At 38.7% G+C, this 20,797-nt stretch carries 22 protein-coding genes; 5 read left to right on the top strand and 17 right to left on the bottom strand.

Annotation, left to right across the window (positions count from 1 at the left end; translation table 11 throughout):
* Positions 1 to 3 precede the first annotated feature (3 nt).
* Complete coding sequence (locus OMU_RS15005; protein WP_016180733.1) at positions 4 to 624, top strand: VanZ family protein; 621 nt, start codon at positions 4 to 6, stop codon at positions 622 to 624.
* A gap of 109 nt (positions 625 to 733) precedes the next feature.
* Here OMU_RS15005 and ffh read toward each other — a convergent pair whose 3' ends face one another.
* The 3 genes from ffh to OMU_RS14990 are packed head-to-tail and all read right to left on the bottom strand — an operon-like array spanning position 734 to position 2,964.
* The gene (gene ffh, locus OMU_RS15000) at positions 734 to 2,149 is read right to left on the bottom strand and encodes a signal recognition particle protein (protein WP_016180732.1); all 1,416 of its coding nucleotides are present in this window, start codon (positions 2,147 to 2,149) and stop codon (positions 734 to 736) included.
* A 15-nt stretch (positions 2,150 to 2,164) separates the two neighbouring features.
* On the bottom strand, positions 2,165 to 2,503 hold the full coding sequence (locus tag OMU_RS14995) for a putative DNA-binding protein (protein ID WP_016180731.1): 339 nt from the start codon (positions 2,501 to 2,503) through the stop codon (positions 2,165 to 2,167).
* Complete coding sequence (locus OMU_RS14990) at positions 2,503 to 2,964, bottom strand: 2-thiouracil desulfurase family protein (protein WP_016180730.1); 462 nt, start codon at positions 2,962 to 2,964, stop codon at positions 2,503 to 2,505. The genes OMU_RS14995 and OMU_RS14990 overlap by 1 nt, the downstream gene beginning before the upstream one ends.
* Positions 2,965 to 3,082: 118 nt before the next feature.
* Between OMU_RS14990 and OMU_RS14985 the strand changes: the two genes are divergently transcribed.
* Both OMU_RS14985 and OMU_RS14980 read left to right on the top strand, forming a co-directional pair.
* Positions 3,083 to 3,778, top strand: coding sequence for a response regulator transcription factor (locus tag OMU_RS14985; protein ID WP_016180729.1), 696 nt, complete (start codon positions 3,083 to 3,085; stop codon positions 3,776 to 3,778).
* On the top strand, positions 3,775 to 5,511 hold the full coding sequence (locus tag OMU_RS14980) for a sensor histidine kinase (RefSeq protein ID WP_016180728.1): 1,737 nt from the start codon (positions 3,775 to 3,777) through the stop codon (positions 5,509 to 5,511). The genes OMU_RS14985 and OMU_RS14980 overlap by 4 nt, the downstream gene beginning before the upstream one ends.
* A 76-nt stretch (positions 5,512 to 5,587) precedes the next feature.
* On the opposite strand, the gene OMU_RS14975 is transcribed toward OMU_RS14980, so the two are convergent.
* Positions 5,588 to 6,460 (bottom strand): phosphate ABC transporter substrate-binding protein PstS family protein, encoded by an 873-nt coding sequence (locus OMU_RS14975; RefSeq protein ID WP_034876272.1) that lies wholly within the window; start codon positions 6,458 to 6,460, stop codon positions 5,588 to 5,590.
* A gap of 246 nt (positions 6,461 to 6,706) precedes the next feature.
* Here OMU_RS14975 and OMU_RS14970 point away from each other — a divergent pair, with 246 nt between their 5' ends.
* Entirely contained in the window at positions 6,707 to 6,907 is a 201-nt protein-coding gene (locus OMU_RS14970; RefSeq protein ID WP_016180726.1) for a hypothetical protein, read from the top strand.
* A 54-nt stretch (positions 6,908 to 6,961) separates the two neighbouring features.
* On the opposite strand, the gene OMU_RS14965 is transcribed toward OMU_RS14970, so the two are convergent.
* Positions 6,962 to 8,128, bottom strand: coding sequence for a pyridoxal phosphate-dependent aminotransferase (locus OMU_RS14965; protein WP_016180725.1), 1,167 nt, complete (start codon positions 8,126 to 8,128; stop codon positions 6,962 to 6,964).
* A gap of 343 nt (positions 8,129 to 8,471) precedes the next feature.
* On the opposite strand from OMU_RS14965, the gene OMU_RS14960 reads away from it, so the two are divergent.
* A complete protein-coding gene (locus tag OMU_RS14960) occupies positions 8,472 to 8,855 on the top strand; it encodes a hypothetical protein (protein ID WP_016180724.1) in 384 nt (127 codons plus the stop codon).
* Between the two features lie 41 nt (positions 8,856 to 8,896).
* Here the strand turns inward: OMU_RS14960 and OMU_RS14955 are convergent, their stop codons facing one another.
* The 12 genes from OMU_RS14955 to infB all read right to left on the bottom strand — a co-directional run.
* Entirely contained in the window at positions 8,897 to 9,805 is a 909-nt protein-coding gene (locus OMU_RS14955) for a helix-turn-helix domain-containing protein (protein WP_016180723.1), read from the bottom strand.
* 107 nt (positions 9,806 to 9,912) lie between these two features.
* Positions 9,913 to 10,098, bottom strand: coding sequence for a DUF6440 family protein (locus tag OMU_RS14950; RefSeq protein ID WP_016180722.1), 186 nt, complete (start codon positions 10,096 to 10,098; stop codon positions 9,913 to 9,915).
* A 292-nt stretch (positions 10,099 to 10,390) separates the two neighbouring features.
* Positions 10,391 to 11,233: a MerR family transcriptional regulator gene (locus OMU_RS14945; protein ID WP_016180721.1), complete on the bottom strand. Its 843-nt coding sequence runs from the start codon at positions 11,231 to 11,233 to the stop codon at positions 10,391 to 10,393.
* 22 nt (positions 11,234 to 11,255) lie between these two features.
* Positions 11,256 to 11,996 (bottom strand): ABC transporter permease, encoded by a 741-nt coding sequence (locus tag OMU_RS14940; protein ID WP_016180720.1) that lies wholly within the window; start codon positions 11,994 to 11,996, stop codon positions 11,256 to 11,258.
* The gene (locus OMU_RS14935) at positions 11,989 to 12,711 is read right to left on the bottom strand and encodes an ABC transporter ATP-binding protein (RefSeq protein ID WP_016180719.1); all 723 of its coding nucleotides are present in this window, start codon (positions 12,709 to 12,711) and stop codon (positions 11,989 to 11,991) included. The genes OMU_RS14940 and OMU_RS14935 overlap by 8 nt, the downstream gene beginning before the upstream one ends.
* A 69-nt stretch (positions 12,712 to 12,780) precedes the next feature.
* Complete coding sequence (locus OMU_RS14930; RefSeq protein ID WP_016180718.1) at positions 12,781 to 13,179, bottom strand: GNAT family N-acetyltransferase; 399 nt, start codon at positions 13,177 to 13,179, stop codon at positions 12,781 to 12,783.
* A gap of 151 nt (positions 13,180 to 13,330) precedes the next feature.
* The gene (ribF, locus tag OMU_RS14925; RefSeq protein ID WP_016180717.1) at positions 13,331 to 14,275 is read right to left on the bottom strand and encodes a riboflavin biosynthesis protein RibF; all 945 of its coding nucleotides are present in this window, start codon (positions 14,273 to 14,275) and stop codon (positions 13,331 to 13,333) included.
* Positions 14,276 to 14,471: 196 nt separating this feature from the next.
* The gene (gene truB, locus OMU_RS14920) at positions 14,472 to 15,413 is read right to left on the bottom strand and encodes a tRNA pseudouridine(55) synthase TruB (RefSeq protein ID WP_016180716.1); all 942 of its coding nucleotides are present in this window, start codon (positions 15,411 to 15,413) and stop codon (positions 14,472 to 14,474) included.
* A gap of 135 nt (positions 15,414 to 15,548) precedes the next feature.
* Positions 15,549 to 17,630 carry a cation:proton antiporter gene (locus tag OMU_RS14915; RefSeq protein WP_016180715.1) on the bottom strand — a complete coding sequence of 694 codons (2,082 nt, stop codon included), beginning with the start codon at positions 17,628 to 17,630 and terminating at the stop codon, positions 15,549 to 15,551.
* A 4-nt stretch (positions 17,631 to 17,634) separates the two neighbouring features.
* Positions 17,635 to 17,925 (bottom strand): hypothetical protein, encoded by a 291-nt coding sequence (locus tag OMU_RS14910; RefSeq protein WP_016180714.1) that lies wholly within the window; start codon positions 17,923 to 17,925, stop codon positions 17,635 to 17,637.
* A 122-nt stretch (positions 17,926 to 18,047) separates the two neighbouring features.
* On the bottom strand, positions 18,048 to 18,395 hold the full coding sequence (gene rbfA / locus OMU_RS14905) for a 30S ribosome-binding factor RbfA (protein WP_016180713.1): 348 nt from the start codon (positions 18,393 to 18,395) through the stop codon (positions 18,048 to 18,050).
* A gap of 119 nt (positions 18,396 to 18,514) precedes the next feature.
* A partial coding sequence (infB, locus tag OMU_RS14900) for a translation initiation factor IF-2 (protein WP_016180712.1) occupies positions 18,515 to 20,797 on the bottom strand: 2,283 nt, incomplete at its 5' end.

The raw sequence follows: 20,797 nt of genomic DNA, 5'->3' as shown, positions 1-20,797 counted from the left end.
TCTATGGGTGTTTTAGATATTTTATTTTCTCTTTATCGAATCGGATGTGTCTTTCTACCTTGTCTGATTTATCAATATTTTTCGCTGAGAAAGAAACAGGAGAAAATTTTCATTTCATCAATGCTTTGGCGTTTTATTTTCTTATTTTATCTCTATCTGGTGATTGACGTGACCGGTGTCGGTACGTTGGAAGACCTTTTAAGTTATCCAGAATTGATTCGCCCCGAGGAAATTAATCTGGTTCCCTTTCAATCAGGCGTTGGTCTGTTGAATCTTTTGAATATCATTATGTTTACACCGTTAGGCTTTTTATTGCCGTTAGTTTGGAAACAGTGTCGCAAACCTGTGGTGTCGGTTTTGCTGGGTTTCCAATTTTCATTGATGATCGAATTGCTCCAATTGTTTAATCGTCGGGCAACTGATATTGATGATTTATTGATGAACACGTTAGGTGCATTTGTCGGTTTCCTAATTTGGTTGCTTTATCGCAAATTATTCAATAAAACTCCGAAAGAAATCCAGTCTTTCTCGCAAAGAGAACCACAGATTTATCTCATTTTGAGTCTTGCCGGCGTCTTTTTCCTGTATCATTGGCGTTTCTTTTTAGAGCTAGCTTATTTTTAACTTAGAAAAATTGATTTTCTCTATTATGGAATAAAATCCACAAAATAGCGTCTATCTCAAAAACGAGATAGACGCTGTTTTACATCGTATTTCTAACAAATTTCTTCTATTATTTACGCTTCTTTTTTCTCTTCTTGTTTTTCTTGACCATCCGGTTCATCGCCATCTTACCCATTTTGCCTTTGATACCATTGCCAAACATTTGATCCATCCCAGCAGGCATGCTGCCTTTACTCATTTGCTGCATCATTTTCCGAGATTCTTTGAATTGCTTAATCATGCGATTGACTTCGACAACTGAGTTTCCTGAACCAGCAGCGATCCGCCGACGACGGCTAGGATTTAATAAGTCTGGGTTTTCACGTTCAGCAGGGGTCATGGAGTAAACCATCGCTTTTTTACGTTCAACATCCTTTGGATCAACCTTGACATTTTCTATCCCTGGCATTTGACTCATCCCTGGAATCATCTTCAGTAAATCTTCGATTGGTCCCATGCCCATCACTTGGTCTAGCTGCTCAATGAAATCATTGAAATCAAAGCTGTTTTCCTTCATCTTGCGAGCAAGTTCTTCAGCTTTCTTTTCATCGTAATCTTGCTGTGCTTTTTCGATCAAAGTCAGCATGTCACCCATACCTAAGATTCGGCTAGACATCCGATCTGGATGGAAGACTTCTAGGTCGGTTAGTTTTTCACCTGAACCGATGAACTTGATCGGTGCTCCCGTCACAGCACGGATCGACAGTGCCGCACCACCACGAGTGTCTCCATCTAATTTGGTAATAACGACCCCAGTGATTCCTAATTGTTCATTGAAGCTTTGCGCCACGTTAACCGCATCTTGTCCAGTCATTGCATCAACGACTAATAGAATTTCATTTGGTTGAGCGATTTCTTTGATTTGTTTCAACTCATCCATTAATGCTTCATCAATATGTAGACGACCAGCCGTATCAATTAGAACATAATCATTTTTATTTTCGCGGGCCTTTTCCATCCCTTGACGGACGATTTCAACAGGACTGACATCTGTACCCATATCAAAGACTGGCACGTCTAATTGTTGGCCTAATACTTTTAATTGGTCGATAGCCGCTGGACGGTAAACGTCTCCCGCGATCATTAGAGGACGCGCTTTTTCATTTTTAATCAATTGGTTGGCAAGCTTTCCAGCAAAGGTTGTTTTACCTGCCCCTTGCAAACCTGCCATCATGATTACTGTCGGAATTTTTGGTGATTTCTCAATTCCAACCGCTTCTGATCCCAATGTTTTGGTTAATTCTTCATCAACAATCTTCACGATTTGTTGTGCGGGAGTTAAGCTCTCTAAAACTTCTACGCCCAAAGCACGTGTGCGCACTTCTTTGGTAAATTGCTTTACAACTTGTAAGTTAACATCGGCCTCTAATAAAGCGAGACGAATTTCTCGCATCATTTCAGTAACGTCAGCTTCTGTAACCTTTCCTTTTTTACGTAGTTTCCCCATCGCAGCCTGCAGACGCTGCGTCAAATTTTCAAATGCCATTGCTTATTTTCCTTTCTATTCATCTAAATCTTGTAAGCCGGTAATTGTTTCGGCTAAAAACTCATCCTTGGGATAATGCTCCGTCACATATAACGCCAACTTATCCAGTTGTTCTTCTCTTACGATGTAATCAGAAAACAAATGAAGCTTGCGCTCGTAATCCTCTAAGATTTTTTCTGTTCTTTTGATATTATCATAAACCGCCTGACGACTCACCTGATATTCCTCAGCAATCTCTCCTAGAGAAAAATCATCGGCGTAATACAACTCCATATAATTCATTTGCTTCTCAGTTAAAAGCGTCGCGTAAAATTCAAACAACGCATTCATGCGATTCGTTTTTTCGATCTCCATTACGTTATCCTCATTTCTTGCCAGTTTTCTTCAGAATAAACAGGTAAGCCTTGTCGGATAAAATACGCGGTTGCCACACCCATTCCTTTGATCCGAGTTCCAGAAAAGCTGCCATCATAAATCAAGCTGCTGCCACAAGATGGGCTTCTCTCCTTTAAAACCAGGCCCGTAATCTTCAGCTTTTGTATTTCTTCAAAGGCCTTGATTGCTCCTTGTTTAAATTCCTCTGTCAAATCATTGCCCTCTTTATCTAGAACTTTTGCTAGGCCTTCCCACACAGCGAAACCATCACCGCCCTGTATCTCAGCAGGATGTCTAGGTGTCGGTAAACCGCCTAAAACCTCTGGACAAATCATGATTGCCTGATTCTTCTCAACTAGCTTTTTCAGCTCTGTAATTTCATTTGATCCACCATCATAACGACAAGCTACCCCGCCCAAACAAGCACTGATCCCTAGCATTGTTATTTCTCCCAACAAATTAATAGAAAATAGGTGACAAAACTGCCTTCCCATTATACCATTTATTCAGGTATGGAAATAGTCTTTCACAAATGTTCTTATAAAAAAGGAGACACATATGAAACGTGTATTAGTTGTAGACGATGAGATTTCAATCGTAAAGTTATTGAGCTTTAATTTAGAAAAAGAGGGCTACACTGTCACCACTGCTGAAGATGGAAAAGAAGGCTACGAATTAGCCTTAAATGAAAAATTTGATTTCATTATTTTAGATGTGATGCTGCCGTCAATGGACGGTCTGGAGATTGCAAAAAAACTGCGTCAGGAAAAAGTCGATACCCCGATTTTAATGTTGACCGCTAAGGATGATGCCATTGATCGCATCCTAGGCTTAGAGATCGGCGCTGATGACTACCTGACCAAGCCCTTTTCTCCAAGAGAAGTCCTAGCCCGCATGAAAGCAATCTTTCGTCGTGTAGAGCCGCGCCAAGAACCTGTTGAACACGAGTTTTTAACTGCTGGCGATATTAAAGCGGATTTATCAAATTATCAGGTCACAGTACGAGACAAAAAAATTGAACTGACACCAAAAGAGTTTGAACTTCTAGTCTATTTCATGAAACGTAAAGAACGTGTGATTGATCGTGATACCTTACTTGATCGCATCTGGCAATATGATTTTTCTGGTCAAAGTAGAATTGTCGACGTTCATGTATCACACCTGCGGGAAAAAATCGAGATAGATCCTAAACATCCACAATATCTACAAACCGTTCGCGGCTTTGGCTATAAGTTTCAGGTGCCAGCACAATGAAACGCAAACACTTAGATTATCTTGTCCCTTTATTGCTTATTTGTTTGCTCTTTCTCGGCAGCTGGAAATTAGCCAACCATTTTTATACAAAAGAATTGTTAGAGCAGCAAGAGGAGTTTTTGAGTAGTAATGGTGAACTAATGATCCATCGATTGGATCTTGCTCAACTTGATTCTAACGAGAATAAAAAGGCGATAGAGAGTTTTTCTAGAGAGGCCAATGATCGGATCACTCTGTTAGATGCTAAGGGGAAAATTATTTTTGACAGCTCCGAACCGCAGCTTTCTGGTAGCCGGGAAAATCGACCAGAAGTAAAAATTGTTTTAAACAGTAATATTGTTGGTTCTTCCGTTCGATACAGTGCTACCTTAAAAACTGAATTGCTCTATACTGCTCAACCCATTAGGTCTGGCGATAAAACAGTTGGTATTTTAAGAGTAGCAAAAAGAACCTCCGCCTTTCAGCCGAAAACACGTAACTTCCAGCGAACGATTTTTGTTATCTTACTGCTATTTTATACATTTATCTATTTAATTATTTGCTACTTGACCTATCAACGGAATCGACCAATCGAAACCGTTCTCCCAGTTTTACAGCGGATGTTGAAAGAACCAGAGAAAAGCAATTACGTGATGCAGGATTCGCCGCAATGGCAGGAGCTCTATGTTACTGTGAATCAGATTAGTGAACAGTTGAATGCAACCTATGCTGCCTACACATCGACAGAAGAACAATTCTCCACACTTTTCCATGAACTGACGATTGGTGTCTTCATCATTGATACCGATGGGCGCTTTATCATGATTAATCCGTCTATGGAAGAGCTACTGCAAATCGGCGGGATTAGTCAACAATATTATTGGCAGGTGATTGAGGATCATAAGTTCATCCAATTGATCCAACAGGTATTAGTCGATAAAAATCAAGTCCATCAGGAAATCTCGACTAAACTACCAAGCGCGATGAATTTGGATATTCGTTTACGCTATATTGAAAATGAAGTCGAGGGCGATCAAATTATGGGAACCGTCTACGACTTGACACATGTTCGTCGTTTAGAAAAAATTCAAAAGGATTTCGTTGGAAATGTCTCCCACGAATTGAAAACACCGGTTACCTCGTTACTAGGATTTACAGAAACGCTCTTGGATGGTGCGAAAGATGACCCCGAGCTGACCGCAGAATTTTTGACAATCATGCAAAATGATGCCAAACGATTGCAGCGACTGATTCAGGATATCATCGAATTATCAAAGGATAGCAATGATCTAGCAGAAGATCGGCAAACAATTGAGATAAATTATTTTTTGCACCAGCAAATTGAGTTATATCAGCATCTACTAAGGGAAAAACAGATCACTGTTTCAATTGAGGGCATGGAAAATTGTTTTTACCAGACACGTTTGACTTTCTTTCAACCGATCATAAAGAATCTTTTTGAAAATGCAATTCAATATTCTCCCGAAAAAAGTCAAATTGAAATAGCCTATCATCTAACCGATCAATTAGAAATAACCGTAACAGATCATGGCATCGGTATTTCAAAGGAAGATCAAAAACGAATTTTTGAACGTTTTTACCGTGTAGACAAAGCCCGCGCTCGTCATTCTGGCGGAACCGGATTAGGTCTTGCAATTGTTAAAGAATACAGCGAGATCCTCGGCGGTGAAGTCAAGGTCGAAAGTCACCCTCGCTTAGGCTCCACCTTTACAATTAGATTGCCAAACAAATAATTGACAAATAAAGTAACCCCGCTAGTGTTTTCATGATGAAAACACTAGCGGGGTTCGACTTTTTTCTTTTTAGTTATTATTTCACTGTTCCATCAGCAGCGCGTTCAACCTTCATTGAAGTAATTGGCAGATAACCTAATTCCTTCACCGGTCCATTTTGCACATCATCGCTAACCATGTATTCTAAGAAATCGGCTAACGCTTTTTCCGGTTTGCCATTTGTATACATGTGTTCATAAGACCAGATCGGCCATTTGTTGGTCGTAATGTTTTTATCGTTTGCTGTAACGCCGTCTAATTGTAGCGCTTGTAAACTATCATCAACATACGATAACGCAAGGTAGCTAATTGATCCTGGAGTCTCCGCTACAATTTTTTTCACTGTTCCTGATGAATCTTGCTCTTGTGACTGAATTGGCTCTTTTCCATCTAAGCCCCATTTCTCAAAAGTCGCACGGGTTCCACTGCCAGAAGCACGGTTAACCACCTGAATGGCTTCATCCTTGCCTCCCAGTTCTTTCCAGTTTTTGATTTTTCCGGTAAAAATATCGATTAGTTGTTGTTTAGTAATATCTTTTACACCAACATCTTTATTAACCACTGGAACAAAACCAACGACTGCTACTTTATGATCAACTAACTTGCTGGCATCTACGCCATCTTTCTCTTCAGCAAAAACATCGGAATTTCCAATTTCAACCGAGCCGCTCTCAACTTGACTTAAGCCCGTGCCGCTACCGCCACCTTGCACAGAGATTTGGACATTTGGATGATCCTGTGTGTAGCTTTCTTGCGCCGCATCAACTAGCGGTTGTAGAGCTGTTGAACCTACTGCTGTAATTTTTGCGGTGTCCTCTTTCGCTGATCCTGAATCCTTTGTTGCGTTTCCGGTACCGCACCCTGCTAAGAGAATTCCTGAAAATGCTAATGCTAAAATAATTTTCTTCATCATGTACACTCCTCAATTTAGATAGTAAACAGTTTTTATAAGGGAAGCGACAGTATGCTTTTGCCGTGTCTCTTATTTTTAGTACACCGTTACTTTACCAATGGAACGTAAATATCTGATTGAAGCTATGTAAACGATTCGTAAAGAACTGTAAATATTGAGTAAAGACAAAAATGCTTACTTTTAATTAGTTTTGGTGTACAATACTTTTGTAATGAAAAGTATAATCGAGAGAAGCGAACCAACATGTTAGTGATTACTTATGCAATAAACAACTCAGAAAAAGAAACAACTTATCCTGGTACCGACGATTTTGTTGCGGCACAACTAAAAGAGGTGCCTGATCTGCCTGATTTTTATCATGTTGTAAAAGCGACTGTTGATAGCAACGAGATTGCTTTGAAGGACAAAACGATCAGCGGTCTATTCAACTATCTAAACAAGTAAGTAGTATTCGGCAAAAAGAAACGATCAAACCTAAAAAGATTTGATCGTTTCTTTTTATTTTCCTAGGTAGGTTGACAAACGGTTCATGGCTTCAACCAAACTCTCCATTGAAGCAGCATAACTAATCCGAACATAGCCTTCACCTTCAGGTCCGAAGGCAATTCCTGGGATAATTGCTAATTGATTTTTTTCAGCTAAATCAATACAAAAAGCCATTGAATCTTGCTCATATTCAGCTGGAATCTTCGCAAAAATGTAGAAGGCTCCTGACGGACGTGCCACCTCAAATCCCAGTTTCGTCATTGCTTGATAGACATAATCCCGACGTTCTCGGTATTCTTCCCGCATGACCTCTGCATCAGAAATTCCCTGAACTAATGCCCGAACCGCGGCCTTTTGCGAGATCGTTGAAGCCGCTGTAACTAAATACTGATGAACTTTAATTATTTGTTCTACCAATTCTGCTGGAGCAAAAATAAATCCGATTCGCCAGCCTGTCATCGCATGAGATTTTGATAACCCATTGATGACGATTGTTTGGTCGCGTAAATATTTTCCAAATGAAACATGCTTCGTTTCATAATTTAATTCACTATAAATTTCATCACTGATCACAAAAATTGGGTACTTTTTCAAGGTTTCACTTAAAGCAGATACTTCTGCTTCATTATAGGCAACGCCTGTAGGATTTGATGGCGATGTAATGATGATTGCTTTCACCTTATCGCCGTGTTCTTCCATTGCCTGATCGATTTGTTCCGGCGTTAAAACAAAACCTGTTTCCCGCGTATCAATATAAACAGGTTCAGCACCTGCTAATAAGATTAATGGCTCATAGCCTGGATAAGTCGGAGCCGGAAGCAATACCTTATCACCAGCCTCCAAAATTGATAACAAACTTGCCGACAACGCTTCCGTTGCCCCTACTGTCACCAAAACTTCAGTTGTAGGTTGATAATTGACCGTATATTTTTCAGATAAAAATCGACTCGCTGCTTCTCGAACATCAATTAGACCCGACATGCCAGTATAATGACTAAAATTATCTTTAATCGCCTGTTGCCCTGCTTCTTTCACGTGTTCAGGGGTATTAAAATCCGGCTCTCCTAACGTCAACTTCAACATATTAGGAATTCCAGAGACTTTTTCATCAAATTGACGAATCAATGAGACGGCGATTTCATAGACATTTTTGTTAAATCGATCTTGCAATTTATTCATATAACCCCTCCATTTCTAATCATATTATCACAAAAGCTCAGATAGTAAAGGAAAAATATCGGCTCCATGCTAGTGATTTGAAAAGAATCGTCATTCTTACATGATTTATTTCAATACTTACACTCCCTTTTTAGAAGTTTACTAATTTAATGTCTCTTTCTTTTTTAGAATCGTAAAAACCATTTTAAAATAAAAAAATTTAGCTCTAAATAACTTATGATTTATTGATAACAGTATAAAAGAACTTTCATTATCCATAGTATTTTACTGTTTTGTGTTGAATTGACCATTTAACAATCATAAAATAACCATACAATAAATGATTGTCGAGGTGATCCCTACAATGAGTAAGAAAACAATCATGCGTGTACCCTTTGTTTTCTATTTAATTCCCTATGTTCATCTATCTTTAGCAGTTGATTACTTATTTGATTCAATCATAGGGATTTTTCTATTTCTGCTCCTTACCATACTGATTGGCTTTTATGCAAAAATTACTAAGCAGCTATCCTTATTGGTTTTTGGTAATCTCGTCAATATCATATTGAGCTGCTCATTAATTATTTTTAAGAGTCCTTTAGTCAGCCTATATCATTCCACTTCGCCTTTTATAGCGGCAATCCCATTGATCGTTCTCTTTTTGATGACACAATTAACTGGTATTTTTTGGGGCTATGTCCTTCATAAAGAAATGTCGATTTCAATCAGTAAAGAAAAGAAGAATTAAAAAGCTTCGGATCAGTATGAATGATCCGAAGCTTTTTTGTATCAACTTACTTCTAAGTCTTTGGTTGGTTTAATCCATATTTCGATCTTTGGCTCATCTGTTACATTTACATATTTTTGCACTAGAAAAGGAGCCATATTCTCCATTTCTATTCCATGCCTTTTGAGCCAAGTCCCAAAGAAATAGTCGTTTGCCTTGTACAAAGCATCTTCTACCAGATACTTGAAGTTTTCCGCTTCAAACGTGCAAACATAGTAGATTCCAGGGTTCATTTGATAGTGATTATAATTCGTCAAGGTTTGAGCATCCGATAATCCACCTACAAAATATTGGACTTTTTCAGGAGTGGTATCACTCGTAAAGCAGTCAATCTGTACCCCATTCTCAATTAAATTAGGAATCGTTTCTTGTTTCTCATGAAATTCATCCCATAACTCAATCAATACATTGACTCCTACTTTGTTCATTTCACGCGACTCGACTTGTCTGGAAAATCCAGTATAGTATTCGGTTTTTGCCAGTTCTCGCCTGTTTACTTCAAGAACTAGATCGTCTACCACTAACGGCACCCCTTCATCCACCACCGTATAATAAATCGATAGATCCGGCTTTAAAAAATCCGTCAATAACAGATCATTTTTACGATAAGTCTCCGGCGTAACACCATATATTTCTTTGAAAGCTTTTGTAAATGTCTCATGACTATTAAAACCGAATTCACAAGCTATGTCAGCGATCCGTTTATCGGTCTTCAACAACGATTTAGCATTTGCTACTCTTCTCGCTTTGATATACTCATTAACTGTTTTTCCAACCAAACGGTTAAATAATTTTTGAAAATAGTATACCGATAGATAAGATACCTTTGCTAATTCTTCGATTGATAGCTCTTCCTTGATATTTTCTTCCACATAATCCACTGACCTTTGAATAGCATCCCAAGCATGCATCTAACTCACCCCTTATTTAAATAAATCTGATTTTCATGCCGCCATCATCTTTATAAGAAAATAGTAGCATATCTTTTAGATGCAGGCTTGTTCGCTAGTGCTATCTGCTATTTATCTAACTCTTCAATCGGTGTGATCACTGGTTTGCCATCTTTAACTAACAACGGTGTCAATCCCCCAGCGTAGCCTACTTTATTGAACATATAATTCACACCCGTCTTTCGATCAACAAAAATCATGATCGCATCCAATTTTCCTTGAGAATAAACCCTTACAAACCGATCCTTTGTCATTACAATTCCTTCTTTCTGTTTTTTTGTAGAACGTTTTCATGAAACTAAATTTAGCGTAACACAACCAATTTATCTGGACAATTGCTAATATTCATTATTCTTCAAAAAATGTGAAAAAAATTGCTATAAAAGATGGTTAAATGAACTTATTCTTGCTTTAATTAATGAATTAATTAACCTTCACGAACTATTCTTGCTAAACCTTAAACTGTCATAATCAACGAAATCAATCAAAAAAGTTCCAAACTCAAAATATGAGTTTAGAACTTTTTTGTCTATAATCTGAGAGAAATTATTGCAACGATTTCTCAGTTTTTTTTACAGGTATTTGAATTTCCGTCAGCCAATCATCTTCACTATCTTTATTCCACATACCATCGATATAACTTTCTCGAATAGAACCAATAATCTCATAATCATTATCCTCAACAAATTTAATCGCTGCTGCGAATGCTCTAGGAATATTTTCATAAGGACCTTTGTGCATTGTACAGACTGCTTGAGGCACTTCATCCATCCTCTTAAATTTTAATTCATCCGTTTCTTCTTTCATTTCAACTACGGATTCACAGACTTCAATATCGATGTTCTCTTCTTTATATCCAGCATCATGATAAATATTGAAGCAGTATTCAGGCAATGCACAGACACAACCAGCCTTCTCCATCTGTGAGCCCATCTCAGGAATCATTGATGAAAGAACTTCAAAGCTGGGAATGATTTTCCTCATTGATGCAACGATGACTTCTGGTAATCGTTTAATCACCATATGATAATTATCATCCTCTTGCTGCAAATACCCTTCAATCTGAGAAAGCATCGACATTCGATCAGAAATTTCCTTCATCAGCTGCTGCTTTTTTCTTTGTAATATCCGCTGCTCACTTTCGCCATCTTGTACACGTTTAATTTCTTCTATACTATAGCCAATTCTGCGTAATGCGAGCAAACGATGCAGAGGTTCTAATTGACTCGAACTATAGTAGCGGTAGCCGTTATCAGGATCGATAAAACGGGGGCGAAGCAGCCCCACTTCATCGTAATAGCGTAGTGCTTTGATTGTAACCTGATTCATTTTAGAGAACATACCAATGCGGTATAATTTTTCTTCAACTTTTTCACATTCGTGATCCACTTCTTTTCCCCCTAATTTCTGGCTATTCCCAGCGAAAGAATTTCGCTGCTAAACCGAATCCCACAATCGAAATTACACTCAACAATATTATGACAAATTGTGGATTTCCAACTGGTTGATTTAGACTGACGCTTTTTAACAATTGAACACCTTGGGTTAAAGGAAGCACGCTGGCTACTTTCTGCATCCCTCTTGGAAAAATTTCAAAGGGAATCACTGCGCCAGATAAAAAGAGCATCGGAAAATAAACCAGACTGCACACAAGGTTTGCGATCTTCATATTTTTACATAGACTTGCAATCAATAATCCCAAACTGTACATAGCAATCATAACTAAAAAATAACTAGCAATCAATAAGAGCCAATTACCCTGCATTCGATAATCAAGAAAGACGATGGCTGCCAATGCAACGAGTCCTGCAGAAATAATCGCCGTTGTCATAGCTACTAACACCTGAGTTGCGATTAAATGTCCAGGTGAAGCGGGTGTCACGAAAAAGTGCTTCAATATTTTCTTGTCGCGATAATCACAAATTGTTAATGGAATTCCCATAAATGCAGTGGCGCAAATGCCAACGACTAAAAGCGAGCTAAAACTGCTGTCTAAAAAAGTATAGGATGTATTTCCCGCCTGCTTATTTCCAGCAATCATGGTCGTCAATAGCAATACACCTAGAGGCATTCCAATCCCGAATAAAATCCCATCAATAGAACGAATCGCCAATTTTCCTTCAACCTTTGCCAAATTGATTACCTTATTCATCTTCGTCCTCCCCTACAAACCAAAGATACGCGTCTTCTAAATTACTCTGAGAACTCTCCGCCAATAATTCTGGAATACTTCCTTCAACGACAATGCTGCCATTCTTAATGAGGCAAATACGATCACATAGAATTTCAGCTTCTTCCATATAATGCGTCGTCAAAAAGATTGTTAAATTGGTCTTCTTTAATTTTAGCAAAGTCTGCCAAACCGTTCTGCGTGCCTCCGTATCTAATCCAGTCGTTAACTCGTCCAAGAAAATAATCTCTGGATCAGGAATCAAGGCTAACACGATCGAGAGCTTTTGTTTTTCTCCGCCTGAAAGCTTCTCAACAGGTTGCTTTTTAAACTTCTCTAATTTAAACAATCTCAACAACTCACGGTAATCTCTAGGTTTTTGATATAAACTAGCCAATTCTCGACATAGCTCATTCACGTGAATATTATTTTGATAGCTGGAAGATTGCAGCTGAACTCCAACTTTTTCGAAAACTTCTCGTCTTCGCTTACGTGGATCTAATCCTAAAATTTTTGCTGATCCATAATCAGGCCGTTTAATACCCAACAGTGTTTCAATAGTGGTCGTTTTCCCCGCTCCATTTGGCCCCAATAAACCAAAAACTTCACCCTTATTGATGGTGAAGGAGAGTTGGTTGACGATTTTCCTACCTTTGATTTCTTTAGTTAATTGATCAGCTGTAATAGCTACACTCACGATGATCCTCCCCTTTCATTAACAGAATACTGTCTCCTGTTAAGGGAGAGTCAACAGCTTTTCATACTTTTATTGCGGCCTTACTATGAAAATCGTTCCCTCTTTTTGATAACCTTGCTTTTCGTAATAGGGATCAACATCGCTCATAACATATACCGTTTGTTCAGGGAAATCTTTGCAGGCTTGCTCCATTAAAAAGCGACCATAGCTCTTTCCACGACAATCAGCATCTACTAATAAATCATAAACATATACGCCAAAACCATCATCTTCTCGGCAACGAACATACCCACAAATCTTTTCTTTCTCAAAAAGTAAATAAGTTATTGATGTCAATAAAACTCGCGCGTATTTTTTCTTCCCTTCACCATTACAATAATCTGTCCAATCAGACTCCTTTTCCATCATTTTAAATAAATCCTCTGCATCCTCCTCTTGATAAGGGCGAATATACCAAGAATTTTCCATCAAAAAAACTCCTTTTTATTTTATACTAACAAATAACCATCAAAATACTAGAATTTACACAATTTAATAGATTGCTATTCTCTAATAAAAAAACGTTAACTATAAATGGTGGAAACAAAAAAGGACACTCATTTTTGAATGTCCTACTTACTTAACCCTTAAAATATTCTCTGGTGGCCTTTTCGTCTATCTCAAGCTGCTGAATCAATCCTTCAACGGATTCAAAAGCTACTTGTCCCCGCAACATATGATACCAACGTACCTTAACTTTTTCACCATAAATTTCTTCATTAAAGTCTAAAATATTGATCTCAACTGTCAACATACGATTGGTTCCAAAAGTATCATTATGACCTATCGAGCCCATCGCTGGATACCATTGATCGCCAATTTGAATTTCATTGACATAAACGCCTTCTTTTGGCAATTTCATATCATCGGGTACTTGGATGTTGGCTGTCGGATAACCAAGTTTTCGACCCCGTGCTTCGCCATGAATCACCGTTCCGCTAATCTCATAAATATAGCCAAGTAAATGATTGGCCTCGTCTAGACGCCCCTCAGACAATAACCGGCGAATTCGCGAAGAACTAATTTTTTCAGTCTCGTGTTCTTCTGTTTTTTTAGCAACAATTACTACCTCAAAGCGCTCTTTCGCATAGTTAGGTAAGTTTTCGGCATCAGCCGTTTGGTCTTTTCCAAAATTGTAATCAAAACCTGAGACTGCCACTTTTGCGTGTAGCCCTACGATGTATTGATCGACAAACTCTTGAGGACTTAACGCAGCGAACGAAGATGTGAAGGCTACCTCGTATAACAAATCAACACCCAGCTCGGACATCCGTTCTTCTTTCTGCTTCAAAGTCGAAAGATATTGAATCGGCTTGCTCTGTACTTGTTGAAAAACAATTGCCGGATGCTGATTAAACGTCATCACAGCTAATTTTAAATTTTTTTCTTTCGCAATTTTTTTACCAGTATTGATGACTTCTTGATGACCACGATGAACACCATCAAAAAATCCTAACACCAACACACAATCTCCAACAGGAATTTCCTCTGATTTATATGGATGCCGTAATTTAACAATTTCCATTTAGTGTGCCTCCTAATTCATATTATTGTATTTATTTTTCTTGAAGAAAAATAAGTCTGATTTTCATGCCGTATATCATCCAACTATACATACATTTTTCCTAATCGTAATCAGATTGGGCTTTTCCTCTTTAATCACTGCCAAAAGTTGGATTGACATCCTAATTCATATTATTGTATTTATTTTTCCTCAGCTACTAAGCCTGAGGAACTTGAGCAATCTCGTTTCGAATTACTTTGCTTGGTTTCAAAAGCCAGTTTTTTTCTGGGTGTTGTCCGTAAAGACTAACTAATTTTCCTTGATAAAAAAATGCGATCAGATCAGCTGGCATCTTTTTGATTCCAAAAGATTTCATAGATAGAACTTGTCCATTTTTTACCTTTTGCCAAGCAGCATCTGTTAAGTCAATTCGCGGAAATTCCTTCATTGCCTCTTCAATCGGTTGCAATGCTTGATTGATCTGACCTTTTTCCATCAATTCGCTAACTTGCGACAATGTGACTGCCTGTCCCACTGAAAAACCGCCGCTGACTAAACGAGTAAGTTCGGACATATGAGCAGGATAGTCTAGCTTTGCCCCAAGATCAACAGCCAAGGTCCGTACATAAGTACCTTTCCCGCAAGTAACTTGAAATCTCCAACTCTGAGTTTTTGCTTCTTCATTATAAATCGGAGCAGTCGTACGTTTAAAACTCTCAATCTCCGCTTCCCGTTCAGGGCGATCTACCGTTTCACCAGCACGCGCATACTCATACAATCTTTTCCCGTTGACTTTAACCGCTGAATACATTGGTGGTATCTGCTTGATTTTCCCGATAAAAGCAGCCATTACTCGATCAATTTCAGCTTCAGTTAAAGGGCGGTCTACTGCTTTTTTCTCTACTATTTCACCACTGCGATCTTCTGTAGTTGTAGAAAAGCCCAACGTAATCTCACCTTCATAAATTTTCCCACTATCTTGTAAATATTCGATCACCTTGGTTCCCTTACCAATACAGATAGGTAATACCCCATCGACGTCAGGATCCAAAGTTCCCCCATGACCAACCTTTTTTGTTTGTAAAATTTTTCGTAATTTAAAGACACAGTCATGACTTGTCATGCCGCGCTCTTTCCATAACGGCAAGATACCGTCCATCGCTGTTTCCTCATTTCTATTTATAATCAACGCTCCCATTATAGCATAGCTAATCTAAGAAATAACCAGCCAACTCTCTGAAGATATTTACCTGATCTTTTATTAATGCCAAAGAAAAAACCGCCAAGTTGACGGTTAATATTTCTTTTCTTTTGCTTTTTTCTTTTGTCGTTGTCGACTGATCACAAATGAAATACTTGGTTCTGATCGCTGCTGCATAGCGTAAGACTCTAATTGATTAACTTGATCACGATAATTATTTGCTGAAAAATTGGTGATATCTTCGCTTACTTCATATTTATCAATAATCTTTCTCTCTAAATAAAATCCGCGTATCAATTCTTTCGCATAAAGTGGATCTTGCTGAATCAAATAAGTACCAAATAAACCATGTCCACTGACCTGATTCATCAAATTTTTTCGTTCATCCACAAAGAAATCAATCAAGTCCTCATCATAAACATCCCGTAGATTTTCCAAACTATCCAAAATAGCTTCACTATTGCGAATAAAGATTTTTCTAAGAGTTGAAATATCTTCGTTATCAACCGTCTCTTTACGCTTTTGCCGACGTTCCCAAAACATTTTTGGATGCATGATAATACGAATAATCCGCCGTACAAAAATTAACCAAAAGCTAAGCAATGACAGCATCTGTTTTGTCACTGACTCAGACACATTTGAAATGAAACGAGAATACAACCGATACGCACCTGAATTGATCTGATGTCTTCTAAAACTTTCATCTAATCCATCTCGTTCAACTGAAATAATCAACGCTTGGATTTCTTGAAATTCTTGTTGCGCACTTTCCGGCATCGAATTATTGAAGAGCGTTTGGATTCTTCCTTGATAATTTGCGATCACCGCAAGCAGTGCAAAGCGTTCTTTTTCATTCAATTTTTTATTATCCAAATCTTCGTAAAGCTCGCTAATTACTTCCCGTAAAATTAACATTCGTTTAGGATCAGTTGGCGGTACCACTTCACCTTCAGATAAGATTGGTAATAAAATCATTCCGATAATCAATGTTAGAAAAGTCACACAGGCGGTGATAAACAGCAGTAAAGATCTCTCAGGAAACTCCAATCCATTGATCGTTGTTGGTAAAATAAAAATAGTTGCGATACTAACTGTTCCTTTGACACCACCAAAGGTTAACAGCAAGCGGTCTCTCAGCTGTTCATGATTTTTCTTCCAGCCTTGAGTCACAATGTAATAGCCGCTAACGAATAAAAAGCGTAAAACAAATAGTAAGGCTGTCAATAATAATACAATCCCTAACAAATGCACATTGGAATAATTTCGACTATTCCACACAGGAGAAAAAACTTGAGAAAGTTCAATTCCCAAAAAAATGAAAACCAATGCATTCAACATAAAGCTAATCGTACTCCACGAGCTTTCAGTTACATTGGAAAGCTGTGCCTCAAATAGATTTACACGACGGAAGCCGGTGGCCTGCAATACACCCGTCACAACCGCTGCGATAATTCCTGACGCATGAAACAATTCAGCAATAAAATAAGCGACGAATGGAAGTATTAATTCAATCAGCAGATACGCCGACACATCTTGTGCAGAGATTCGCTCAATAATTTTTATGACTTCATTTTTGACCCAAATGATCACTAGACCAACCAGTACACCTACAACGCTTGATTCGAGCAAGGATATCGAAGCATCAGCTGCCGAAAATTGTCCGGTTAGCAATGCGGCTACGGCAAACTGAAAGGCTGTAACACCTGTTGCATCGTTGATTAATCCTTCCCCTTCTAAAACGTGCATGACTGATTCAGGAATATTTAAGCGCTTTGCTAACGAACTAACTGCTACTGCATCGGTTGGACCCAAGGAAGCCCCAAAAGCCAAACAAGCAGCCAATGGAATCGCTGGCAAAATACTATGCAGAACAAATCCCAATCCAAATAATGTAAAGATGACGCCGCCAAAAGCCAGCAGCAATATTAAGCCAAAATGCTTCAAGATTGAAGGGATATCAGCAGTTTCCCCTTCACGAAACAAAAGCGGGGCAATAATCATTACAAGAAATACCTCTGGTTCAAAATTGATCGAGCTACCAACTTCCGTAAGTCCGAGGATAATGCCGAGGATAATCTGGATCATAAAAATCGGGAAAGACGGGAAAACTTTTGCTAAAACATTCGACAAGGTAATGGCAATGGCTAAAATGATGATAATCTCAATTAGGCCCATTCACTCACCTCTTGGAACAATTTTCTTTTGCCTTAAATAATAATTTTAAGAACTCTCTTTTCTTATTAATAATCCGATCTTCCAATTCGGACAATTCTTGTGATTCGCCATCTAACGAAAGCTGTGCACGCTTGGTTTCCATACGCAGTAAATCATGTTTCATCCGCTCTAATTTACGAGAGGTTAAAACATTAATTCTTTTTATTTTTTGTTTAACGGCTTTGCGTTCTTCTGGACTTAAGTTTTCAAATTCCTTATGGAGTTCCTTCATCCGTTCTTCAAATTCCGTGGTCATTCTAGACTCTGCCTCCTTGAAAATATCCAGCAAAAGGATTATTTACAAACTGCATACACTTTAACAGGATTTACTCAATAATGCAAAAAAGAACCTGAAAAAAATCTCAGGTTCTAACAAATTTATTCTTTATTTAAGTCGCGGATCATTTGATCAATCTTAGAGCCATATTCAACTGATTCATCCAATTCAAAAAACAATTCTGGTGTCTTGTAGATTGACAAAGCATGGCCTAGTTCGCGCCGAACCAATCCCCGTGCTTTGTTCAAACCTTCTTGTGCCTTTTCTTTATCTGATGCTTTATCAGATAACAAACTGTAATAAATCGTCGCTTGTTGCAAGTCTCCAGTCACGTGAACATCTGTAATGTTCACGTCTTGAACGCGTGGATCACGAACTTTTTTTCGTAAGATGTCATTGACTTCCTTCAAAATTTCTTGAGCCAGACGACGGTCACGATAATTTGGCATAACGACTGCCTCCTTCTATTTCCACTAACTAAAATTTTAATAGTCACGAATAATGGATGAAATTTCAGCAGATACTGTTCCACTTCCTACATTTATCAGTAGGAAGTGGAATTGTAATACTATTTAGGCTTGATTTCTTCCATAATGAATCCTTCGATCACATCATCAACTTTAATATCATTAAAGTTTTCGATCATAGCACCACATTCATAACCCATTTTAACTTCTTTCACATCATCTTTGAAACGTTTCAAGCTGGCAAGTTTGCCCTCGAGAATTACGATTCCATCACGAATAATACGCACACCGCTATCACGTTGGATAGATCCTTCGTTAACGTAACATCCTGCGATTGTACCAACCTTAGAAACTTTATACGTTTCGCGTACAGTCATTTGACCAGTAATCTTTTCTTCGTATTCAGGATCAAGCATACCTTTCATCGCTGTCTCGATTTCTTCGATTGCTTTATAGATAATTCGGTGTAGACGAATGTCAACTTCTTCGGTTGAAGCTTGCTGTTTTGCTTGTGGTGTAGGACGAACATTAAACCCGATAATGATCGCATTACTTGCTGCTGCCAGGGTAACATCACTTTCATTGATAGCACCTACAGCTGAGTGAACGATCTTCACACGCACACCTTCAACATCAATTTTTTTCAATGAAGCTGCTAATGCTTCGGCAGATCCTTGCACATCGGCTTTGATGATTACATTGACTTCCTTCAATTCGCCCTCTTTAAGAGATTCAAATAGGTTGTCCAATGTTACACGAGCACTTGCACTGCGATGTTCAAGCAACGCACGTTTTGCCCGTTCTTCACCGGCTGCACGAGCTGTTTTTTCATCTTCAAAGATCGCAAAACGATCCCCAGCTTGAGGTACATCATTCAACCCAGTAATTTCTACTGGTGTCGCTGGTCCAGCAGATTTTTCACGACGGCCAATATCATTCGTCATAACACGAACACGACCATATGTGTTCCCAACAACGATTGGGTCGCCGACTCTCATCGTACCTTGTTGAACCAATAATGTTGCTACAGGTCCTTTTCCTTTATCTAAGCGAGCTTCGATAACTGTTCCGATTCCGTGTTGCGTTGGATCAGCTTTCAAGTCTTCTACTTCAGCAACCAATAGAATCATTTCTAATAGTTCGTCGATATTTTGATTGAATTTTGCTGAAATTTCAACAAAAATTGTATCACCGCCCCATGCTTCAGGAATCAGTTCATACTCACTTAATTCTTGCATTACATGTTGTGGATTGGCACCAGGTTTATCAACCTTATTAACTGCTACAATAATTGGTACTTTCGCTGCTTTGGCATGGTTGATTGCTTCGATTGTTTGCGGCATTACACCATCATCAGCTGCTACGACTAAAATAGTAATATCTGTGATACTTGCTCCACGCGCACGCATACTTGTAAAGGCAGCATGCCCTGGTGTATCCAAGAAAGTAATCGGTTTGCCGTCAATATCAATTTGATATGCACCAATATGCTGTGTGATTCCACCTGCTTCTCCGCTTGTTACGCGAGAATGACGCAAGGTATCTAGTAACGTCGTTTTACCATGGTCAACGTGCCCCATAATAGTTACGACTGGTGGACGAGAAACTAAATTTTCTTCGTTTACATCTTCTGCATCGAAGAATCGATCAATATCAGCTATATCAATAGTTACTTTTTCTTGTGGTTCAATTCCATAATCCGTAGCTAACAGTTCAATTGTATCTTTATCTAATGGTTGGTTTTGATTGACCATAACTCCCATCATAAATAATTTTTTGATGATCTCAGCTGGTTCGCGATGAATCTTCTTCGCGATGTCTGCTACGTTCATGCCTTCTGTATATTCCAATACTTCTGGCAATTCGCGGAATTTACGTGGTGGAACAGCAGGCTTATTACTTTGTTGCTGTCTACCTTTTTTACCTTTTTTATTGAATTTGTTTTTATTGCGATTTTGATTGCCGCCAAAATTATTGTTACGGTTTTGGTTGCCATAATTGTTTTTGTTGCGATTTTGGTTGCCGCCTTGCGTTGATCCGCCTTGGTTCGAACGTTGGCCCTGATTTGAGCCATTTTGATTTGGTCGCGCTCCTTGACTATTTTGTGCTGAACGCTGTCCTTGGTTTTGGCGTTGCGCATTATTTGCGTTGCCTTGTGTTGGGCGCTGTCCTTGATTTTGACGCTGCGCATTGTTTGTATTGCTTTGTGATGGGCGTTGCCCTTGGTTTTGACGCTGCGCATTGTTTGTATTGCTTTGTGCTGGGCGTTGCCCTTGATTTTGACGCTGTGCATTGTTTGTATTGCCTTGTGCTGGACGTTGCCCTTGATTTTGACGCTGCGCATTGTTTGCATTGCCTTGTGCTGGACGTTGCCCTTGATTTTG

The organism is Enterococcus avium ATCC 14025 (assembly GCF_000406965.1).
GTDB lineage: Bacteria > Bacillota > Bacilli > Lactobacillales > Enterococcaceae > Enterococcus_A > Enterococcus_A avium.
Note: the sequence above shows the minus strand (reverse complement) of the source record. Positions and strands in the feature narration are given on the sequence as shown.

What these genes read in the sequence shown, in the direction of transcription:
- OMU_RS14965 (WP_016180725.1), bottom strand. Translation starts at nt 8,128, where the DNA reads ATGAATAAATTGCAAGATCGATTTAACAAAAATGTCTATGAAATCGCC.
- OMU_RS14915 (WP_016180715.1), bottom strand. Translation starts at nt 17,630, where the DNA reads ATGGGCCTAATTGAGATTATCATCATTTTAGCCATTGCCATTACCTTG.
- OMU_RS14950 (WP_016180722.1), bottom strand. Translation starts at nt 10,098, where the DNA reads ATGACAAAGGATCGGTTTGTAAGGGTTTATTCTCAAGGAAAATTGGAT.
- OMU_RS14910 (WP_016180714.1), bottom strand. Translation starts at nt 17,925, where the DNA reads ATGACCACGGAATTTGAAGAACGGATGAAGGAACTCCATAAGGAATTT.
- OMU_RS14930 (WP_016180718.1), bottom strand. Translation starts at nt 13,179, where the DNA reads ATGGAAAATTCTTGGTATATTCGCCCTTATCAAGAGGAGGATGCAGAG.
- ffh (WP_016180732.1), bottom strand. Translation starts at nt 2,149, where the DNA reads ATGGCATTTGAAAATTTGACGCAGCGTCTGCAGGCTGCGATGGGGAAA.
- ribF (WP_016180717.1), bottom strand. Translation starts at nt 14,275, where the DNA reads ATGGAAATTGTTAAATTACGGCATCCATATAAATCAGAGGAAATTCCT.
- OMU_RS14955 (WP_016180723.1), bottom strand. Translation starts at nt 9,805, where the DNA reads ATGCATGCTTGGGATGCTATTCAAAGGTCAGTGGATTATGTGGAAGAA.
- OMU_RS14940 (WP_016180720.1), bottom strand. Translation starts at nt 11,996, where the DNA reads ATGAATAAGGTAATCAATTTGGCAAAGGTTGAAGGAAAATTGGCGATT.
- OMU_RS14990 (WP_016180730.1), bottom strand. Translation starts at nt 2,964, where the DNA reads ATGCTAGGGATCAGTGCTTGTTTGGGCGGGGTAGCTTGTCGTTATGAT.
- OMU_RS15005 (WP_016180733.1), top strand. Translation starts at nt 4, where the DNA reads ATGGGTGTTTTAGATATTTTATTTTCTCTTTATCGAATCGGATGTGTC.
- truB (WP_016180716.1), bottom strand. Translation starts at nt 15,413, where the DNA reads ATGGACGGTATCTTGCCGTTATGGAAAGAGCGCGGCATGACAAGTCAT.
- OMU_RS14975 (WP_034876272.1), bottom strand. Translation starts at nt 6,460, where the DNA reads ATGAAGAAAATTATTTTAGCATTAGCATTTTCAGGAATTCTCTTAGCA.
- OMU_RS14960 (WP_016180724.1), top strand. Translation starts at nt 8,472, where the DNA reads ATGAGTAAGAAAACAATCATGCGTGTACCCTTTGTTTTCTATTTAATT.
- OMU_RS14995 (WP_016180731.1), bottom strand. Translation starts at nt 2,503, where the DNA reads ATGGAGATCGAAAAAACGAATCGCATGAATGCGTTGTTTGAATTTTAC.
- OMU_RS14985 (WP_016180729.1), top strand. Translation starts at nt 3,083, where the DNA reads ATGAAACGTGTATTAGTTGTAGACGATGAGATTTCAATCGTAAAGTTA.
- OMU_RS14970 (WP_016180726.1), top strand. Translation starts at nt 6,707, where the DNA reads ATGTTAGTGATTACTTATGCAATAAACAACTCAGAAAAAGAAACAACT.
- OMU_RS14980 (WP_016180728.1), top strand. Translation starts at nt 3,775, where the DNA reads ATGAAACGCAAACACTTAGATTATCTTGTCCCTTTATTGCTTATTTGT.
- rbfA (WP_016180713.1), bottom strand. Translation starts at nt 18,395, where the DNA reads ATGCCAAATTATCGTGACCGTCGTCTGGCTCAAGAAATTTTGAAGGAA.